This window comes from Metabacillus sp. 84, assembly GCF_050107715.1.
Lineage (GTDB): Bacteria > Bacillota > Bacilli > Bacillales > Bacillaceae > Metabacillus_B.
Genome location: NZ_JBNILN010000001.1, coordinates 426,990 through 443,732, shown reverse-complemented (window position 1 = coordinate 443,732; position 16,743 = coordinate 426,990). Strand labels below are relative to the sequence as shown.

The following is a 16,743-nucleotide window of genomic DNA, read 5'->3' as shown; positions in this document are numbered from 1 at the left end:
CGTATCCATCGGCAACTTCAAATCGGGCTGGAAACATTGGTTCAGTCTGTAAACACCGGTTCAACCTGCAGACACCGGTTCAACCTGCAGATACCGGTTCCTCCGTCCCCCGTTACGGTAAAGTACTAGGGGCCAGAGGCAGATATCTCTCATCCCTACTCCTGCAAAGCTTTTGAAGGAGAGGGGACAGAGGTCGATTTGTTGACATAATTGGGGACGGAGGCAGCCTCCGTCCCCATATTCCAGTCAAATCAGGGACGGAGCAGAACTTCTGTTAACCCTTGTGCCGTATAGTGTCAATCAGGATGGGGACGGAGGTTTAGTGCTTTAGCGGAGCGCGGGACGGAGGCAAGGGGCTTTACCAGGACGGCGTTTGGCGTAAGCAGGGTGAAATTAGGGTTTGATCGGGTGGCACAAGATTTTGGGGTCTGACCCGCACCGCTTCATCGTAAGTGGGGACGGAGGCAGATCCCGATCAGGCTTAGAACCCCAATGGACAAGAAGGATGGTGCCGGAGCTTTAGTTTGGTAGAGAAAGTGGGGCCAGGCACCGTGCCTGGCCCGCTGTGCTTTAGTGCAAGTGGGGACAGGGGCAGCATTGTTTTGCTCTTAGAGCCCCAACGAGTAGAGAAGCCGGTGCCGGAGCTTTAGTGCTTTAGAGAAGTCGGGGTCAGGCACCACGGAGTTGAACCACCAGGCCCGGTACGACCGCCACACCTAGTATCACCACCGCCACACCGAGTACCACCACCCCAAGTACCACCACCACACCAAATACCACCCACCCTTCCCCAAAAACTCCGTTTCCCCCACCCAACCTATCCAATCCACCCAAAATAAATGAAACATTTAATGAAATTTTACGTAAAGTTCTATAGAATAGAGAGTAATCATTCGAACTCATACTTTAAATACGTAATAAGGAAGGTTTCTTTTGACGATGAAAACGGCAATTTTAACCGATAGTACAGCATACATACCACAGGAACTGCTGAAGGAACTGGATATTCATCTGATTCCGCTCAGTGTCATTTTCGGGAATGAAACATACCAGGAGGAGCTGGAGCTGAGTGCAGAAGCTTTTTACACAGAGGTAAAAAGCCGCAATCAGCTTCCAACGACCTCACAGCCTCCTGTTGGAAGGTTCCTCGATTTATTCGAGGAGTTTTCCAAACAGTACGATGCGGTCATTTGCGTTCACTTGTCCTCCGGAATCAGCGGCACGTACAACGGTTCGATCGCAGCGGGGAATATGACGGACAACATTCAAGTCTTCTCGTTCGATTCCGAAATCAGCTGCATGGTGCAGGGGTTTTATGTGATTGAAGCGGCCGAAATGGCGCGGGAAGGAAAGGATCCGGAAGAGATTATGAAGCGGCTTGATGCGATGAAGCAAACGGTTCGTGCTTACTTTATGGTCGATGATCTGTCCAACCTTCAGCGCGGCGGCCGCTTAAATGGAGCGCAGGCATTGATTGGAAGCCTTCTTCAGGTCAAACCGCTGCTTCACTTTGTAGATAAAGTCATTGTCCCGTACGAAAAAATCCGAACGCGCAAAAGAGCGGTCAACCGGATTTATGAGCTTTTTGAAGAGGACGCCAAGCTTGGCCTTCCAATGAGGGCCGCTGTTATTCATGCCAACCGCCCGGAAGAAGCACAGGCAATGAAGGCAGAGCTTGAAGCGAAATACCCGCACGTCAAGTTTTACCTCAGCTATTTTGGCGCTGTAATCGGAACCCATTTAGGGGAAGGTGCACTTGGGCTGGGATGGTATATGGAATAACGAAAACAATCAGTCTTTGGCTGGTTGTTTTTTGTTTTTGTGTAAAAAAATGTTTATTATTTTCCGTATATTGTATAATTACCTTGACAATTCAAACTCGGGGTGGATTAGAGCATGAGAAAGCCAGATGATTATTTAGAATTGCTAGTAAAAGATGCTGATCCCTATATAAGCAATCTAAAAAAGGCTTTCAGTCTACTGAAAAAAAGTTAAGCACATCCTTAACCATCAAAAACATGGGAAAATACTTAGTCCGAAACATGAGGAATTATATTTTCAGGGGGAAGTTTTTTCTCCCATTTATTACAAGTGGCTCCCTATGGATTCCATACTATCCTTTCAATGCTTTCAATAGTGAGGCAAAGGTTTTCTTCCTATTCTGCATGTCTGTTTCAGCGGTATTGTATTGGAGGAGAGAGACTTTAAAAATAATGACTGTTCCCGGTAATGAGTTTTTTAATTTAGGAGCATTCGAAAAATATAGAAAAGAAGAGTATGAGGCCTTCATTAATCTAATTGATGACCAATTATTTTCTTTCGAAAAATTGAAAGAGGAATTAAAAATTCCAAATATTACGGAGAAATATTATACATCCACCGAATCGCGTATAAATGAACATAAAACTTACATATACGGGTTAGAACAAACAATTGATTCGAAAAATGAGGATATTCAAGATCTGAAAAACCAGTTGGATATGCTAAGGGACGAGCTTCAAAAGAACCAGCAGGATGATTCGGCTGTGAAAACTGTAATGGAAGAGCTGGAACAGGCCCTAAAGGTTACTCAAAAAGAAAAAGAGGTTTATAGCAGTATCGTTCGAAATTCGCAGCGCAACATGCAAATGTTTGTGGATAAAGATTTCCATTCTGATGTATTAAGGGAAATGAATTTCGATTATGATTACTCTGTTTATCAATTGAATAGAAAAAATGAATATGAATACTTAACTTCAAGTGGAGTTAATGAACATTTAATGGAAAAACAGATTATAATGAAAGAAAAAAGTAATGTGATCAATAGAGCGCATACCTATAAAGGGAAAACTGCTTTTGGAGAAAGTACAGTAGCAAAGTTAATCCCTATTTCTTTGAATAAAAAAATAGTGGTTCAGCTTCATTTATCGGATGAAGACATTGAAATACTGAACAACGAATTGCATGAGTTAAATAAAACGGCTAAAATTAAGATAGAATCCACATTTAATTTATTTTGGACTTGTTTGCTAATCCAACATTCTGTTGACGAGATAAAAAATCGATTAAAAGGGGCTGAAAATGTTGAGTAAATTAAAAGCTGCCTTGGAATGGAATAAAACTCTAGAGGAATTAATCTTAGAAGAACAAACAATTAGTAAAAAAAGAAATGAAGAAATTCTTGCACGAGCGGTTAAAATGAGAAAAAGCAAACTATCGATAACAAATAATAGAAAACCTATGAATGATCAAGGCTAGGAGCGGCCACTCCTAGCCTTTAATTTTTTTAGTAACTCTTTTGATTTTCGAAGAGCACTTTCATTTCGCTGCTTGCTAGCATCCGCTTCAGCATCGATCATCATATCCAAGCTTCTAGGATCAATCATGGGCATTAGTTTTTTCATTTTCGTCAACTCCAAAGAGTACTTTATTTTGTACTTTATTTTATGTCACAACTAAAGATTAATACACCAATTAGTACACTAGAAAATTTAATTTACTGCCTAATAATATCTTTTTACAGGTTAGACAATGGTCTCTCCTTCTGTTCATAATAAAAGGAAAAAGGAGTAAAACAATGTCCTCACTACAGCACCACCTCTTCGGCCGCCACCTTCTTGCCTCCGAAATTCCATTCCCCTTAGAAATGCACGATAACGAAAACATCCAAAAAGAGAGAGGCCTCACAGGAACAAAAGGTAGATTCCAATGCGCACGCTGCCTCAATAACCAGCGTCATTTATTCGCTTCCTTCCACTGTGCCAAATGCGGCAGGCTCTGCACCTACTGCCGGTCCTGCATCATGATGGGGCGGGTCAGTGAGTGTGAAACGCTTTATAGCTGGATTGGGGATCCTCCGGTTATCGAGTCTGGCTCAGGACTAGACTGGACCGGCACGCTTTCTCCTCTTCAAAGCAATGCATCGAATCGTATTATGGAGGCGATGGAGAATCGGTCAGAGCTCCTCGTCTGGGCCGTGTGCGGAGCGGGGAAAACGGAAATTCTATTCCAGGGCATTGAAGAAGCGCTGAAACAAAACAAGCGGATTTGCCTTGCCACACCGAGAACGGATGTGGTGCTCGAGTTATATCCGCGTTTTAAAAAGGCTTTTCCGAATGCCGATGCTGCTGCGTTGTACGGCGGAAGCGAGGACCGCTGCAAATCCTCCCTCCTCCTTCTATCCACGGTCCATCAGCTTTTCCGGTTTAAACAAACGTTTGATTGCATCATTATTGATGAGGTGGATGCCTTTCCTTTCTCGATGGACGAGACGCTGAATGCCGCTGTTCAGAAAGCGCGCAAGCCGGAGAGTGCGCTCATTTATCTGACCGCTACCCCATCCCGGGACATGCAAAAACGGGCCCATTCCAAAAAACTCCCCTCTGTTAGGATCCCCGCCAGATACCATGGCCATCCTCTGCCGGTTCCCCGTTTTCAATGGATTGGGAGGTGGAAGGGGACGCTTCAAAAGAATAAGCTTCCGAAGCCTCTATTAAAATGGATCACAAATCATTTAGACAATGAAAAGCAGGCTTTTCTTTTCGTACCGAGTATCCAGGTTCTTACGCAAGTGACATCCATTCTTCAAGCGCTTCATCCCTCCATTGAAGGGGTCCACTCTGAGGATCCCGCCCGCAAAGAAAAAGTCCAGCGGTTCCGGGATGGAATTTCTCCAATCATTGTCACGACCACTATTCTCGAACGGGGAGTGACAGTTCCAAGAGCGGATGCTGCGGTTCTCGGAGCGGAGGAGGAGATTTTCACCGAGAGCGCCCTCGTGCAAATAGCCGGCAGGGTGGGCCGGCATAAAGACTTTCCGGATGGAGACATCGTCTTTTTTCATCACGGGAAAACAAACGCGATGCTTGAAGCGAGAATGCATATACTCAACATGAATCGCGAAGCAGCCCGATGAGCTGGTGTATCCTCTGCCACAGTAAAATGCAGGAGCAGGTCACATGGGGGATGCTGCTTGGAACAGATCCCGATCCTGTGGCGTGCTCTCCCTGCCTGGAAAAAATGACGAAAATAACGGGCCCGGTGTGTGCGAAATGCGGCCGGCCGATGGATAGTGAGAGCCTTTGTACAGACTGCGTCAGATGGAACGAAAGGGAAGAGGGTATTTTAAAGGAGAACCGGTCTATCTACTCTTATACAGAAACCATGAAGGAAGTGATGAACCGCTTCAAATTCAGAGGTGATGCAGAGATCATCCGTCTTTTCGAACAGGACATCCGCACAGCGGCAAGAAAAATTCCCCGCAAGGCCGTGCTTGTTCCCATTCCGCTCTCAGCAGAACGGCTGCAGGAAAGAGGGTTTAACCAGGCCGAGTTAATCGCAGGGTGCATTCGACGTCCCATCGTTCATCCATTCATCAGGCTCACATCGGAAAAGCAGTCGAAAAAATCGAGAAAGGAACGGCTGGCCGGTGCCCCGCTATTTGCTTTAAATCCGGAAGTGACCGTAAAGAACCTCTACATCGTGATCATCGATGACATCTATACAACAGGAAACACTGTTTACCAGGCAGCAAAGCTACTTAAAAAAGCCGGTGCTCAAGACATTTCCTCTCTTACGTTGATCAGGGGCTAAAGGTTTTTCTCCTTCTTCCGATATTACAGGTAGAGTAAGATCATGAGGAGAATGTACAATGAATGAGTTAGCGAATTGCCCGAAATGCAATGCTCTCTATGTCCAGACACAATTTCGCACAGTATGCGCGGATTGCTATAAAATAGAAGAAAAGCAGTTTGAAACGGTGTACAGCTTTTTAAGAAAGCGGGAAAACCGGAAGGCGAAGCTTGAAGAGGTTGTGGAAGGAACGGGTGTACCGGAGGAGATGATCTTAAAGTTCATCCGGCTCGGAAGGCTGCAGCTCTCAAATTTTCCAAATCTCGGCTACCCATGTGACAAATGCGGAGGGGCAATCAGGGAAGGGAAGATTTGCCAATCCTGTACGAAAGACCTGCATGATCAGCTGGGCAGGCTCCAACGTGAGGAGGAGCATCAGCGTCAAATGGCCCAGAACAGTCAAAAAACGTTCTACTCCTTTACTCCCAAAAATTGAAAATACTATAAACTACCGGATAGAATAGACGATAAGAACGGTAGAAAGCACGTTAACTCTAATGGATGGAGGCGGTAAGCATGAAAATCAATAACTATAGTGTCAACGGAATCAATCCTTACAAGCGCAAGGACAGTCAGGTGGAGAGGGCAGGCCAGGTTCAGGCAAAGCAGGACAAAATTGAAATCTCCAGCGCAGCAAAGGAGCTTCAATCAACGAATAAGATCGCTGAAGCAAGACAGGAAAAAGTGGACCAGCTGAAAGCGAAAATCGAAAATGGCACGTATGAAATCAATCCGAAGGAAATTGCCCGCAAATTTGCGGACTATTATAAACAGCACTAAGAGGGAGGAACCGCCATGCATGCAGGCAAGCTCATACTGGCACTAGAGAGGCTCCTTGAGCTGCATCTGGACTTATATCAGACAGCTCTGGATAAAACAGAGCATCTGAAGCACAATCAAACGGAAGAGCTCAAGAAAGTATTGCAGCAGGAACAGCTTCTGGTGCAGGCCATTAAACAGACGGAAGCAGAACGGATCACCGAGGCTTCCCTGTTTCTCGGAAGGCACACAGATCTGACGCTTCGTGCATGCGCGGAAAAAGCAGAAGGAACGGATAAGGAGCGCCTGAACGGGTTAAAGGACGATTTTACCGAAGTCCTGGACAAGCTGAAGGCAGCGAACCAGCTGAACCAGCAAATGACCCAGCAGGCCCTTCAGTTTGTCACGATGTCTCTGGACATGCTGCTGCCGAGAGAACAGACCCCGAACTATCAGCGGCCAGATGCAATGAAAAAAACGGAACCGAATCGAAGATCCCTCTTTGATTCGAAAGCATAATCACGGAGGAGATCAAAGATGGGTTCAACCTTTGCAGGGCTCGAAATATCAAAACGCGGCATGTCCGCACAGCAATCCGCTCTTTACACGACCGGACACAACATTTCCAATGCGAATACACCAGGCTATACGCGCCAGCGTGTATCATTTGAAGCCACCCAGCCTTTCCCGTATCCCGGCCTTGAAAATCCAGCCATCGCTGGACAGCTTGGAACAGGAGTGGAAGCGGCTACCGTTGAACGGGTGCGCGATAGCTTTTTGGACGTTCAGTTCAGAGGCGAGAATACAAAGACGGGCTATTACAATGCGCGTGCCCAGGCGCTTGAAAAAATGGAAGAGATCATGAACGAGCCTTCTGAGACCGGCTTATCGAAAACACTGGACCGGTTCTGGCAATCGCTTCAGGATCTTGCAGCGAATCCCACCAATTCAGGTGCCCGTTCTGTAGTAAAGGAACGGGGAACGGCTGTAGCTGAAACTATTAAATATTTATCAACCTCCTTAAAACAAGTGCAGGAAGACATGAAAAGCGAGCTGGATCTGTCCGCGAAGCAGGTTCAGTCCCTTGCCGCCCAGCTCGGCAATATCAATAAGCAGATTTCAGAAATTGAACCGCACGGCTATCTTCCAAACGATCTGTATGATGAGCGGGACCGCATTATCGATGAGCTCTCCTCTTTAGTTCCGATCAAAGTAGGCGAGCCGAAGAAAAGCGGTGGAAATGCCCTGCCGATCGCCGAAGGAATGGCTGTCATTGAAATCGTCGGCAAGGATGGAGCTTCACTCGGCAAGCTTGTCGACGGGACCTCGGCTTCCACAGTGGCTGTTAATTACCAGGACGGGCTAGTGTCCGGCATCAGCCTGAACGGGACGGCTATTAATTTGACGGACCTTCAAAACACCGGTAAGATCCAGGGTCTCGCCAACACTCATGGCTACATCGATAACGGAGACGAAAAAGGGGTCTACACAGAGATGCTGAACGACCTTGACAGCCTCGCGGAATCGTTTGCTGCGGAGTTTAATAAAGTCCACAGCGATGGATATAACCTGAAGCATTTTGAAACCCCTCCAAAAGCAGATGGAACGGGAGTGGACTTCTTCACTTACACGGGCGGCAAAGGGGCATCCGAAAGCCTGCAGCTTTCAGCTAAGATCATGGAATCTCCTGATTACATTGCTGCTTCCAGCAAGGCTTCCGGCCAGATTGGAAATGGGGACAACGCGATTGCATTAGGCGAAGTGAAAAACGGGACCATTTCCATCAATGGGAAGAGCACGACCATTCAGAATTTTTACGAGGGCATGATCGGAAATATGGCCGTACAGGCTCAGGAAGCAAACCGGATGCTGAGCAACAGCACCATCCTTAAAGATTCCGTCGAGCTCCGCCGCCAATCGGTCAGCGCAGTCTCCCTGGATGAGGAAATGACGAATATGATTCAGTTCCAGCATGCGTATAACGCATCTGCCCGCATGATTACAATGCAGGATGAGCTGCTGGATACGATTATCAATAAAATGGGATTGTAGGTGAACGAACATGCGCGTAACACAAGGAATGCTAGCCAATAATTCACTCCGCCACCTTAGCTCGAGCTATGATCGCATGGGAAACCTGCAGGATCAGCTTTCGACAGGCAAAAAAATCACCAAGCCCTCTGATGACCCTGTTATCGCGATGAAGGGCATGCAGTACCGGACCGGGCTGACAGAGGTTGAGCAGTACAAACGGAATCTTTCCGAAGCGTATCAGTGGATGGAAAATTCAGAAGGCGGGATTGAACACGCAACTCAGGTGTTTCAGCGTGCCCGGGAGCTCTTTCTTCAGGCGAAAAACGGAACAAACAGTGCCGAGGATTTAAAAGCGATCGGTGCGGAAATCGGGCAGCTGAAGGAAGACTTGGCGAGTGTCGTCAATACCCAGGTAGCGGGACGCTACATCTTTAACGGGGATGCAACGAACAAGCCGCCGGCAACGGTCAATCCGGATGGAACGGTCACCTTTGCTCCGAATACGAATCAGGTTAAGATCGCGATTTCCAACGGGGTTCAGCTCGAAGTGAACACCAACCCATTAAAAGCCTTCGGTGGCGAAGTAGGCGGAGACAATCTGTTTGCGACTTTAAAGAGCATAGAAGACGCCATCAACAATGCGGACATGTCGAACTCTGATGAGCTGCTTGGCAAAATGGATCAGCATTTTGATACATTGAACGCCGAACGGGCGGTTCTCGGAGCCAGGTACAACCGACTTGAATTAATTGACGACCGCATCGGACAGCAGGAAGTAACAGCAAACCGTGTCCTTTCCGACAATGAAGATGCGGATATCGAACGGGTCATCACAGAGTTGAAAATGCAGGAAAGCGTCCACCGTGCTGCACTCAGTGTGAGCTCCCGAATCATCCAGCCTACATTAATGGACTTTCTCAGATAAAACCAAAGCTGTCTTTCTTAAAAGGCAGCTTTTCATTTAGGAGCTGATCTACATGCAGATTCCGCAAATCCGGCTTGAGAGCACACAAGGGAAAATCAGTTTAACGACTATCCAAGGAAAAATGGAGCAGCAGCAGCCAAAGGCTGATCTCTCCATTCGCCAGCCAAAGGCCGACCTGTCAATCGAAACGATTCCAGGCACTTTGACCATTGATACAACAGAAGCCCGGGCAGACGTCGATTTGAAGCATCTTTCAAGAAGAGTTCAGGAATTCGCCCAGCAGGGGTATCAGGACTGGCTGGACGGCATGGCAAGAGTAGCGGCCCAGGGGGATGAGCTGATGCGGATTGAAGCGGGAGGAAACCCCATTCCAGAGCAGGCCAGGCAAAACAGCGAGCCGCCGTTCTACGATTTCAATATCGGCTTTATACCAAAAGCCGGCAGCGTGAAGGTTCAGTACGAACCGGCAAAAGTGAAAATCGATGCCGAGCCCCGCAAGCCGGAAATCGACGTCCAGCTAAATAAACCACTTCTTGACTTTACTCCCGGGGAAGTTCAAGTCGGCATGCTGCAGTATCCAAGCCTCAAGATTGATTTTGTCAGCATCGACATCAAGGTATAATGAATAACAAAAAGGTGGGACATCATGCTCAAAACGAAATATCACGGTGAAGTGGATATCAACGAAGCGCAAATCCTGAAGTTTGAAGGGGGCATTCCCGGGTTTGTGGAGGAAAAAGAATTCGCCGTTCTCCCGCTCGAAGAGAACTCGCCCTTTCTGATTCTCCAGTCAGCCGCAACACCGGAGCTCGCCTTCGTCGTGACAAGCCCGTTTCTTTTCTTCAAAGACTATGAATTTGATTTAGACGAAAACACAGTGGAAGCCCTGCGCATTGAAGACGCCCAGCAGGTGCAAATTATGGTCATCCTCACCGTTCAGGACCCATTTGAAAAAACAACCGCCAACCTGCAGGCACCGATTGTCGTCAACGAAGTGACCAAGCAGGCAAAACAAGTCATCCTGAACCACCCATCCTACAAAACCAAGCACAGCATCGTGCAATAGGGAGGCAGGACTATGCTCGTACTGACTAGAAAACTCAATGAAACCATTCAGATCGGCGAAGACATCGAAATCACCGTCGTCGGCATCCAGGACGGCCAAATCAAGCTCGGCATCAGCGCCCCGAAACACGTCGACATCCACCGCAAAGAAATCTACTTATCCATTCAGGAAGAAAACAGCAGCGCTGCTTCCCTAACAGCAGACCTGCTCAAAAATTTGAAAAACCCCAAGCCTTGAGCCAAACACTCAAGGTTTTTATTTTTTTTCCAAAAACCTATTAAACCCCCACCAAAAAATCCGATATAAACTATGTAACAAGCAGTACCTAAAGGCGGCCGACTTGAAAGCACTGCTTGCAATTAACCACATGGATGTGGAACCGAAAATCAGGGAGGAAATAATAAAATGAGAATTAATCATAATATTGCTGCGCTTAACACGTATCGTCAGCTGAACACTGCAAACGTTGGACAATCTAAGTCTATGGAGAAATTGTCTTCAGGTCAACGGATCAATCGTGCTGGGGATGACGCTGCTGGTCTTGCGATTTCTGAAAAAATGCGTGGGCAAATTCGTGGTTTGGAAATGGCTGGAAAAAATGCACAAGATGGTATTTCATTAATTCAGACTGCTGAAGGTGCTTTAAACGAATCTCATGCAATTCTTCAACGTATGCGTGAATTAGCTGTTCAAGGTGGTAATGATACTAACGTAACTGCTGACCGTACTGCTATTCAAGATGAATTAAACCAATTAATGTCAGAAGTTGACAGGATTGCTACTACAACACAATTCAATACTCAAAATCTTTTAGGTGGTTCGTTCAACGGAACATTCCAAATTGGGGCGAATGATGGACAATATATCAATCTACAAATTGCTGATATGTCAACTACTGGATTAACTTTAAGTGCGGCGAACATCTCAGTAGGATCAAATAATCTTGCTAGTCTATCTATTGCTGCACTTGACCAAGCAATTGCAGCTGTATCTTCCCAACGTTCAAGCTTGGGTGCGAATCAAAACCGTTTAGAACATACAATTAACAACCTAGGTACATCTCAAGAAAACTTAACGGCAGCTGAATCTCGTGTGCGTGATGTGGATATGGCTAAAGAAATGATGGCTCAAACTAAAAACTCTATCCTTTCTCAAGCTGCTCAAGCGATGCTTGCTCAAGCAAATCAACAACCACAAGGTGTTCTTCAATTACTTCGTTAATTAATTAGTAATAGATTTAAAGAAATATCGTGCTATCATATTTTAGCACGATATTTTTATTGGGTTTATTACTCAAGGACTTACAGGAGGCTAACATAATGAAACCTTTTATTTCTTTGTGCATGATAGTAAAAAATGAAGAACAAGTAATTGATCGCTGTCTATCTACTGTAGCACATCTAGTTGATGAGGTTATAGTCGTAGACACAGGTTCCACTGATCATACAAAACTGATTGTAGCAGGTTATACATCTAACATCTACGACTTTGAATGGATAAATGATTTTTCTTCTGCCCGTAATTATGCTGCTTCTAAAGCTTCAGGCGAGTGGATAATTGTCTTAGATGCTGATGAGTATGTTGATGAAGATAACTTTAAATCTTTTGTAAAAGAGTTGAAAAGTTACAATGGATGTACAGAAGCGTTTAGTGCAAACATTCTAAACTTTACGGGGAGCTTTGGAGAAGGTCTAGTACAAAACCGTCATGATAGAATATATAAAAACAGTGGAGATATTTATTATTATCGCTCTATCCATGAACAACTTAAGCGGTCTGCTAATGAGGAAATAATAATACAAGATTCTAATCTGCTTATATTCCATTCAGGATATATACAGAAGACCCTTATTGAAAAAAATAAGAATGAAAGAAATAAAGACTTATTAAATAAAGAAATCCAAGAAAGCAATAATGCTTTTGATTATTTTAACTATGGAAATGAGTACTGTTCAGTAGGGGATTACTCCAAAGCTTTAGATTCTTACTTGAAGGCTTACAAGTTAAAAAAAGATTACAGATTATCCTGGGTTTCTGTTACATTAGTTCAGATAATAATCTGTTTGATACATTTACAACGATATAACGATGCTTTAGCAGTTATTAAAGACGCAGAGAGTATTTACTCAAGTTCACCAGAGTTTTTGTATTTAAAGGCAGAGATATTTTTGTTAAGAGGCCAAATAGAGGATTCAACAGAAATTTTTCATTTCATCGTTGAAAATTCTCATAAATTTAATTATATTATCCTTCGCCCGGACTTAAAGGATCAAAGTCCACATCTTAGATTGGGTGAAATTTACTTCGATCAAGGTAATTTTACTGCTGCTATTAATCATTATTCTAATGTGTTAAATATCAACAAATTTAGTGAAAATGCTATAACAAAAGTGGTATCTATTTTAAATGAATTTCACTCAAATGAAGAAATTAAGAATTTTTTACAAGAAAATAAATTAGTTAATAGCAAAAACATTAACCATTTTGTTAGGGCTTGTTTAGATATTGGGAATCCAGACCTTGCTTTGTCTTTGTATGATACTCCCGAAATAAACAGTGAATTATTATACAATATTGCATTGTTAAAAAAGATATGTATTGAAAAACATGGTGATATTGATAATCTTAAAGAAATATTCACCTTTGAAGTAATGAAAGACTTAATTAAGTCGAATTGGGTCAACGTAGTAGATTTAGTCATACTAAAAGAGATTCTAAAGGGATCGGAATATGAAAATATTATTTCACTATTTGAAGGCGATAAAGAGTTTATTTCATTAAATGCCATGTTACACAAAGGAGAAATTCAAGGAGAAATCAATGAAAACCTATTCCTATTCTCGTTAGAAACCTTCATTAATTATAATCATATTGAATCTGCAGAAACGTTATTCAACTACCTAGGAAAACTGAATGAGAGTGGGCTTTCAAAGGTTGCTGCTTTGCTATATTCAAAGGGATTCAGTGATGAAGCAATAAAGTTGTATGAAAAGGTAGATTGGAATCACTTATCAGTCAAAGATTTTCTAAATGTCATCGGATACTTAGTTTCTTCTAAGAACATGCAGATGGCAATGGATTTTAGTCAGAAAGCATTATCATACTATGCAAATGACTTCAGATTCTATAAATTGGTGCTAGATAATACAAGAGATGAGGAAGTTTTTAAAAACATAATTGAAAAAGCTAAAAAACATTTTTATCAGAGTAGATACCTTACCCAATATAAAATAACTTAGAGGTAATAAAACTTTTTTACTCCATTGAAAAGAGGTTATGGTTTGAAAATATCCCTAGCTATGATTGTGAAGAATGGTGAAAAGTTCATCGAGAGATCCTTGCAAAGTGTACAATCATTAGTTGATGAAATTGTAATTGTAGATACTGGGTCAACTGATAATACTATAAATATTATTAAAGCTAATAAGAATTATAAATTGTTTAACTTTGAGTGGTGTGATGATTTTTCATTAGTTCGTAACTTTGCTTTAAAAAAACGAGTGGTGACTATATCTTAGTTTTGGATAGTGATGAATATATCATTGAAGGTCACAGAAGTGAACTAGAAAGAATAGCTAACAAGGGATTAATTGGAAAAATTAAAATTATAAATAATTTTATTAGAGACAATCAAGAAATGAGTACTACTGAAATTGTTTCCAGATTCTTCCCGAAAGGGGTAGTGTATACTGGCTGTATTCACGAGCAACTGGATACCGAATTAAATAGAACTGAATTGAATCTAATAGTGAAGCATGATGGATACTATGGTACAAATAAAAGTAAACGTAACATTCCTTTATTATTAAAAGCCTTGAATCATACTCCTGATGATGCATATTATTTATTCCAACTAGGTAAGGAGTTGCGGATAGACGAACAATATGAAAAGGCCTTCAGTGTTTTAATGAAATCCTATGAGTTATCTGAAGGTAGCTATTCATTTTACAATGAATTAATCCTAGAAATTATTTATAGCGGGAAAGAGTTAGGAAAAGAAGAAGTGATAAATATAATTAACTATAATGAACTAAAGCTAAAACATGTCACTGACTTTCATTTTGCAAAAGGACTCTTTATACTAGATTTCTTGTTGAAATTTCCGAAAACTAATTTTGTAAATATCCAAATGATTGAAAATAGCTTTCTTACATGTATTGATTTAAGTGAAAAGGCTCATAAAGAATATGTACAAGGTACTAGTAGTTATTTGGCAACATATAATCTTGGTGTTTATTATGAGATAACAAAGGATTTATCAAAGGCTATTAATTATTACAAATTATCAGCCAAGTACAGTTATTCACCAGCCCAAAAACGCTTAGATTTTATTCAGACTTGTCAGAATGAAATAGTGGACTCCTCAAGTCTGTGAGGAAAAATTACTAAAGGATGATTACATGAATAAAAGTCTAGAAATTAGATTAAATGAAGCACTCGAGCATTTCCAAAATAAGTCGTATTTTAAAGCTTATCAAATTTTATTCTATGAATTTAAGAAAAGTCCAAATGAAGAAAAAATAATCTTATTTTTGGCTGCATTTGCTTTTGCTACTGGGAACAATGATATAGCCGAGTTTTATATTAATAAAATTGGTCGTGGGAAATTTTATGAATTAGTTTGTGCCTCTAGCTTATTAAATATTATGTTATCTAATAAGGGTGAACATTGTAAATGGGATAACTATAGAAGACCAAGAAATACAAATGAAGTAAATCGATTTGGAGTTACCGCCCCCTTTTGCCTCGGAGATGTGTTAGAAATTGGTTGTGCAAATGGTGACCTTTCTTCTGTAATAGCCATGCACGCTGAAAATCTCTTTGGATTGGACATCGATCCCGTAGCAATTGAAATTGCAAGATACAATGTTTACAAAAATGGTTTAGATAATTGTTATTTTGAATTAGGTGACGGAACCAAGCTAACTTATTCAGATAGTTCCTTTGATACAGTCGTCCTCGCAGAAGTATTAGAACATGTTCCTGATCCTAAACCATTCATTGAAGAAGCAGTTAGAGTATGTAAGCCTGGTGGCACTTTATTGATTAGTGTTCCAAAAGGATACTCTATACCAGACCCGGATCATGTTAGAATATTCACTAAGGATAGTCTAGAAAGTTTAGTTAGAGAAGTGACAGGGTTTGAAGTTAATTGGGTTACAGAAGTTCCAGCACCTTGGTTGTTTTGTAGTATTCATGTAACCAAAGAGGGTATTACTAACAAGGTTAGTATAGAAAAATTTATTCCACCTTATGAGTTGCAAAAAATTGACACTAGTGAGAAAGTATCTGTAATTATCCCGACATACAATAGAAGCCGTTATCTTGTTGAATCTCTGGAAAGTGTTTTATCACAAACATATCCAAATAAGGAAGTTATAGTAGTGAATGACGGGTCTGATGATGAAACAGATAGTATATTAGACGCATACAAGGAAAGAATAACATATATTTATAAAGAAAATGGAGGTAAAGCATCAGCGATTAATACTGGTATGCAGGTAGCTAAAGGTAAATATATTTGGGTGTTTGATGATGATGATGTTGCTCTTCCTAAAAAGCTCGAAGTACAAATTAGAATGTTTCAAAAAGATAGGAGTGTAGATTTTATCCATACTGCTGCAATCTATTTTGATGATTTGAAGTATGGAAAAATATATACAGGAATGTGGAATCCTAAAGACATAGGAAAACACGCGCTGCAAGAACAGCTTAGAGGAAATCACTTCTTCACTCCAAGTGTAGTTGCTAAAAAAGATTGTTACTCAAAAGTAGGATTCTGGGATGAGGAGCTAGTAAGAGCACAAGATTACGATATGTGGACACGTATGTCTAGATATTGTACTATTTCCATGATGCCACTTCCAACATTACATTATAGAACTCATTCAGGAATCCGTGGAACAAAGCAACAAAGTATTAGTATCAATAACCTGCATGATACCACAATGAAGTATCATAGAATGGTTGTAAAAAAGACACATGCACTACCAATTGAAGATGTGTTTATTCCTAATGGTGCAATGGATTCAACATTTTATATTGAATCTTATCTAGAACGAGCCTTTTATTTGTTACACAATAAATTAATAGAAGAGTGTATTATCGATATATCAACCGCGAAAAACATTGCTATTGATTCCCAGATTAAATATGTTAATTTTAGCTCTAATGGAATACAACTTATCATGCAACTTGCTGAAATGTTGAGTAAGATAGGTGATACAAGAGGATTATCGGGAATTTCGCATTTTCTTCAAATGATGAAAAGAGCTAATTAAGTTTAATTTAATAAAAGCAAGCCAACCAAGCATCAGGAATATTACTGCTTACTTATTAACCTAATAAC

General features: G+C 41.9%; 19 protein-coding genes. 18 read left to right on the top strand and 1 reads right to left on the bottom strand.

What is annotated here, in order from left to right; all coding sequences use genetic code 11:
- Positions 1-939 precede the first annotated feature (939 nt).
- The 3 genes from ACQCV8_RS02260 to ACQCV8_RS02250 all read left to right on the top strand — a co-directional run bounded on the left by ACQCV8_RS02260 (position 940) and on the right by ACQCV8_RS02250 (position 3,237).
- Entirely contained in the window at positions 940-1,782 is an 843-nt protein-coding gene (locus ACQCV8_RS02260; protein ID WP_426843352.1) for a DegV family protein, read from the top strand.
- Positions 1,783-2,213: 431 nt separating this feature from the next.
- Positions 2,214-3,071 carry a hypothetical protein gene (locus ACQCV8_RS02255; RefSeq protein WP_426842914.1) on the top strand — a complete coding sequence of 286 codons (858 nt, stop codon included), beginning with the start codon at positions 2,214-2,216 and terminating at the stop codon, positions 3,069-3,071.
- Entirely contained in the window at positions 3,061-3,237 is a 177-nt protein-coding gene (locus ACQCV8_RS02250) for a hypothetical protein (RefSeq protein WP_426842913.1), read from the top strand. Before ACQCV8_RS02255 ends, ACQCV8_RS02250 begins: the two co-directional genes overlap by 11 nt.
- On the opposite strand, the gene ACQCV8_RS02245 is transcribed toward ACQCV8_RS02250, so the two are convergent.
- Positions 3,234-3,383, bottom strand: a complete 150-nt coding sequence (locus ACQCV8_RS02245; RefSeq protein WP_426842912.1) for a hypothetical protein — start codon at positions 3,381-3,383, stop codon at positions 3,234-3,236. The two genes, ACQCV8_RS02250 and ACQCV8_RS02245, sit on opposite strands and share 4 nt — an antisense overlap.
- Positions 3,384-3,556: 173 nt before the next feature.
- Between ACQCV8_RS02245 and ACQCV8_RS02240 the strand changes: the two genes are divergently transcribed.
- The 15 genes from ACQCV8_RS02240 (at position 3,557) to ACQCV8_RS02170 (ending at position 16,675) form a co-directional block, all read left to right on the top strand.
- A complete protein-coding gene (locus ACQCV8_RS02240; protein ID WP_426842911.1) occupies positions 3,557-4,894 on the top strand; it encodes a DEAD/DEAH box helicase in 1,338 nt (445 codons plus the stop codon).
- Positions 4,891-5,571 carry a ComF family protein gene (locus tag ACQCV8_RS02235; RefSeq protein ID WP_426842910.1) on the top strand — a complete coding sequence of 227 codons (681 nt, stop codon included), beginning with the start codon at positions 4,891-4,893 and terminating at the stop codon, positions 5,569-5,571. Before ACQCV8_RS02240 ends, ACQCV8_RS02235 begins: the two co-directional genes overlap by 4 nt.
- Positions 5,572-5,629: 58 nt before the next feature.
- Entirely contained in the window at positions 5,630-6,046 is a 417-nt protein-coding gene (locus ACQCV8_RS02230; protein WP_426842909.1) for a TIGR03826 family flagellar region protein, read from the top strand.
- Positions 6,047-6,126: 80 nt separating this feature from the next.
- Entirely contained in the window at positions 6,127-6,390 is a 264-nt protein-coding gene (gene flgM / locus ACQCV8_RS02225) for a flagellar biosynthesis anti-sigma factor FlgM (RefSeq protein ID WP_426842908.1), read from the top strand.
- A 15-nt stretch (positions 6,391-6,405) separates the two neighbouring features.
- Positions 6,406-6,888, top strand: a complete 483-nt coding sequence (locus ACQCV8_RS02220; RefSeq protein WP_426842907.1) for a flagellar protein FlgN — start codon at positions 6,406-6,408, stop codon at positions 6,886-6,888.
- An 18-nt stretch (positions 6,889-6,906) separates the two neighbouring features.
- Positions 6,907-8,421, top strand: a complete 1,515-nt coding sequence (flgK, locus tag ACQCV8_RS02215; RefSeq protein WP_426842906.1) for a flagellar hook-associated protein FlgK — start codon at positions 6,907-6,909, stop codon at positions 8,419-8,421.
- A gap of 10 nt (positions 8,422-8,431) precedes the next feature.
- Positions 8,432-9,328 (top strand): flagellar hook-associated protein FlgL, encoded by an 897-nt coding sequence (flgL, locus tag ACQCV8_RS02210; RefSeq protein ID WP_426842905.1) that lies wholly within the window; start codon positions 8,432-8,434, stop codon positions 9,326-9,328.
- A gap of 52 nt (positions 9,329-9,380) precedes the next feature.
- Entirely contained in the window at positions 9,381-9,950 is a 570-nt protein-coding gene (locus ACQCV8_RS02205) for a DUF6470 family protein (RefSeq protein WP_426842903.1), read from the top strand.
- 21 nt (positions 9,951-9,971) lie between these two features.
- The gene (gene fliW / locus ACQCV8_RS02200) at positions 9,972-10,394 is read left to right on the top strand and encodes a flagellar assembly protein FliW (protein ID WP_426843351.1); all 423 of its coding nucleotides are present in this window, start codon (positions 9,972-9,974) and stop codon (positions 10,392-10,394) included.
- 12 nt (positions 10,395-10,406) lie between these two features.
- The gene (csrA, locus tag ACQCV8_RS02195) at positions 10,407-10,631 is read left to right on the top strand and encodes a carbon storage regulator CsrA (protein ID WP_426842902.1); all 225 of its coding nucleotides are present in this window, start codon (positions 10,407-10,409) and stop codon (positions 10,629-10,631) included.
- A 168-nt stretch (positions 10,632-10,799) separates the two neighbouring features.
- Positions 10,800-11,615, top strand: a complete 816-nt coding sequence (hag, locus tag ACQCV8_RS02190) for a flagellin Hag (protein ID WP_426842900.1) — start codon at positions 10,800-10,802, stop codon at positions 11,613-11,615.
- A gap of 98 nt (positions 11,616-11,713) precedes the next feature.
- On the top strand, positions 11,714-13,633 hold the full coding sequence (locus tag ACQCV8_RS02185; protein WP_426842899.1) for a glycosyltransferase: 1,920 nt from the start codon (positions 11,714-11,716) through the stop codon (positions 13,631-13,633).
- Positions 13,634-13,675: 42 nt separating this feature from the next.
- Complete coding sequence (locus tag ACQCV8_RS02180; RefSeq protein ID WP_426842898.1) at positions 13,676-13,912, top strand: glycosyltransferase; 237 nt, start codon at positions 13,676-13,678, stop codon at positions 13,910-13,912.
- Positions 13,913-13,914: 2 nt separating this feature from the next.
- The gene (locus ACQCV8_RS02175; RefSeq protein ID WP_426842897.1) at positions 13,915-14,769 is read left to right on the top strand and encodes a hypothetical protein; all 855 of its coding nucleotides are present in this window, start codon (positions 13,915-13,917) and stop codon (positions 14,767-14,769) included.
- A 25-nt stretch (positions 14,770-14,794) separates the two neighbouring features.
- Complete coding sequence (locus ACQCV8_RS02170) at positions 14,795-16,675, top strand: glycosyltransferase (protein ID WP_426842896.1); 1,881 nt, start codon at positions 14,795-14,797, stop codon at positions 16,673-16,675.
- Positions 16,676-16,743: the final 68 nt, after the last annotated feature.

Coding starts and splice junctions, on each gene's coding strand:
- ACQCV8_RS02250 (WP_426842913.1), top strand. CDS start 3,061: ATGTTGAGTAAATTAAAAGCTGCCTTGGAATGGAATAAAACTCTAGAG.
- ACQCV8_RS02245 (WP_426842912.1), bottom strand. CDS start 3,383: ATGAAAAAACTAATGCCCATGATTGATCCTAGAAGCTTGGATATGATG.
- ACQCV8_RS02255 (WP_426842914.1), top strand. CDS start 2,214: ATGACTGTTCCCGGTAATGAGTTTTTTAATTTAGGAGCATTCGAAAAA.
- ACQCV8_RS02170 (WP_426842896.1), top strand. CDS start 14,795: ATGAATAAAAGTCTAGAAATTAGATTAAATGAAGCACTCGAGCATTTC.
- csrA (WP_426842902.1), top strand. CDS start 10,407: ATGCTCGTACTGACTAGAAAACTCAATGAAACCATTCAGATCGGCGAA.
- ACQCV8_RS02205 (WP_426842903.1), top strand. CDS start 9,381: ATGCAGATTCCGCAAATCCGGCTTGAGAGCACACAAGGGAAAATCAGT.
- ACQCV8_RS02220 (WP_426842907.1), top strand. CDS start 6,406: ATGCATGCAGGCAAGCTCATACTGGCACTAGAGAGGCTCCTTGAGCTG.
- ACQCV8_RS02240 (WP_426842911.1), top strand. CDS start 3,557: ATGTCCTCACTACAGCACCACCTCTTCGGCCGCCACCTTCTTGCCTCC.
- flgL (WP_426842905.1), top strand. CDS start 8,432: ATGCGCGTAACACAAGGAATGCTAGCCAATAATTCACTCCGCCACCTT.
- ACQCV8_RS02230 (WP_426842909.1), top strand. CDS start 5,630: ATGAATGAGTTAGCGAATTGCCCGAAATGCAATGCTCTCTATGTCCAG.
- hag (WP_426842900.1), top strand. CDS start 10,800: ATGAGAATTAATCATAATATTGCTGCGCTTAACACGTATCGTCAGCTG.
- ACQCV8_RS02235 (WP_426842910.1), top strand. CDS start 4,891: ATGAGCTGGTGTATCCTCTGCCACAGTAAAATGCAGGAGCAGGTCACA.
- ACQCV8_RS02260 (WP_426843352.1), top strand. CDS start 940: ATGAAAACGGCAATTTTAACCGATAGTACAGCATACATACCACAGGAA.
- flgM (WP_426842908.1), top strand. CDS start 6,127: ATGAAAATCAATAACTATAGTGTCAACGGAATCAATCCTTACAAGCGC.
- flgK (WP_426842906.1), top strand. CDS start 6,907: ATGGGTTCAACCTTTGCAGGGCTCGAAATATCAAAACGCGGCATGTCC.
- ACQCV8_RS02185 (WP_426842899.1), top strand. CDS start 11,714: ATGAAACCTTTTATTTCTTTGTGCATGATAGTAAAAAATGAAGAACAA.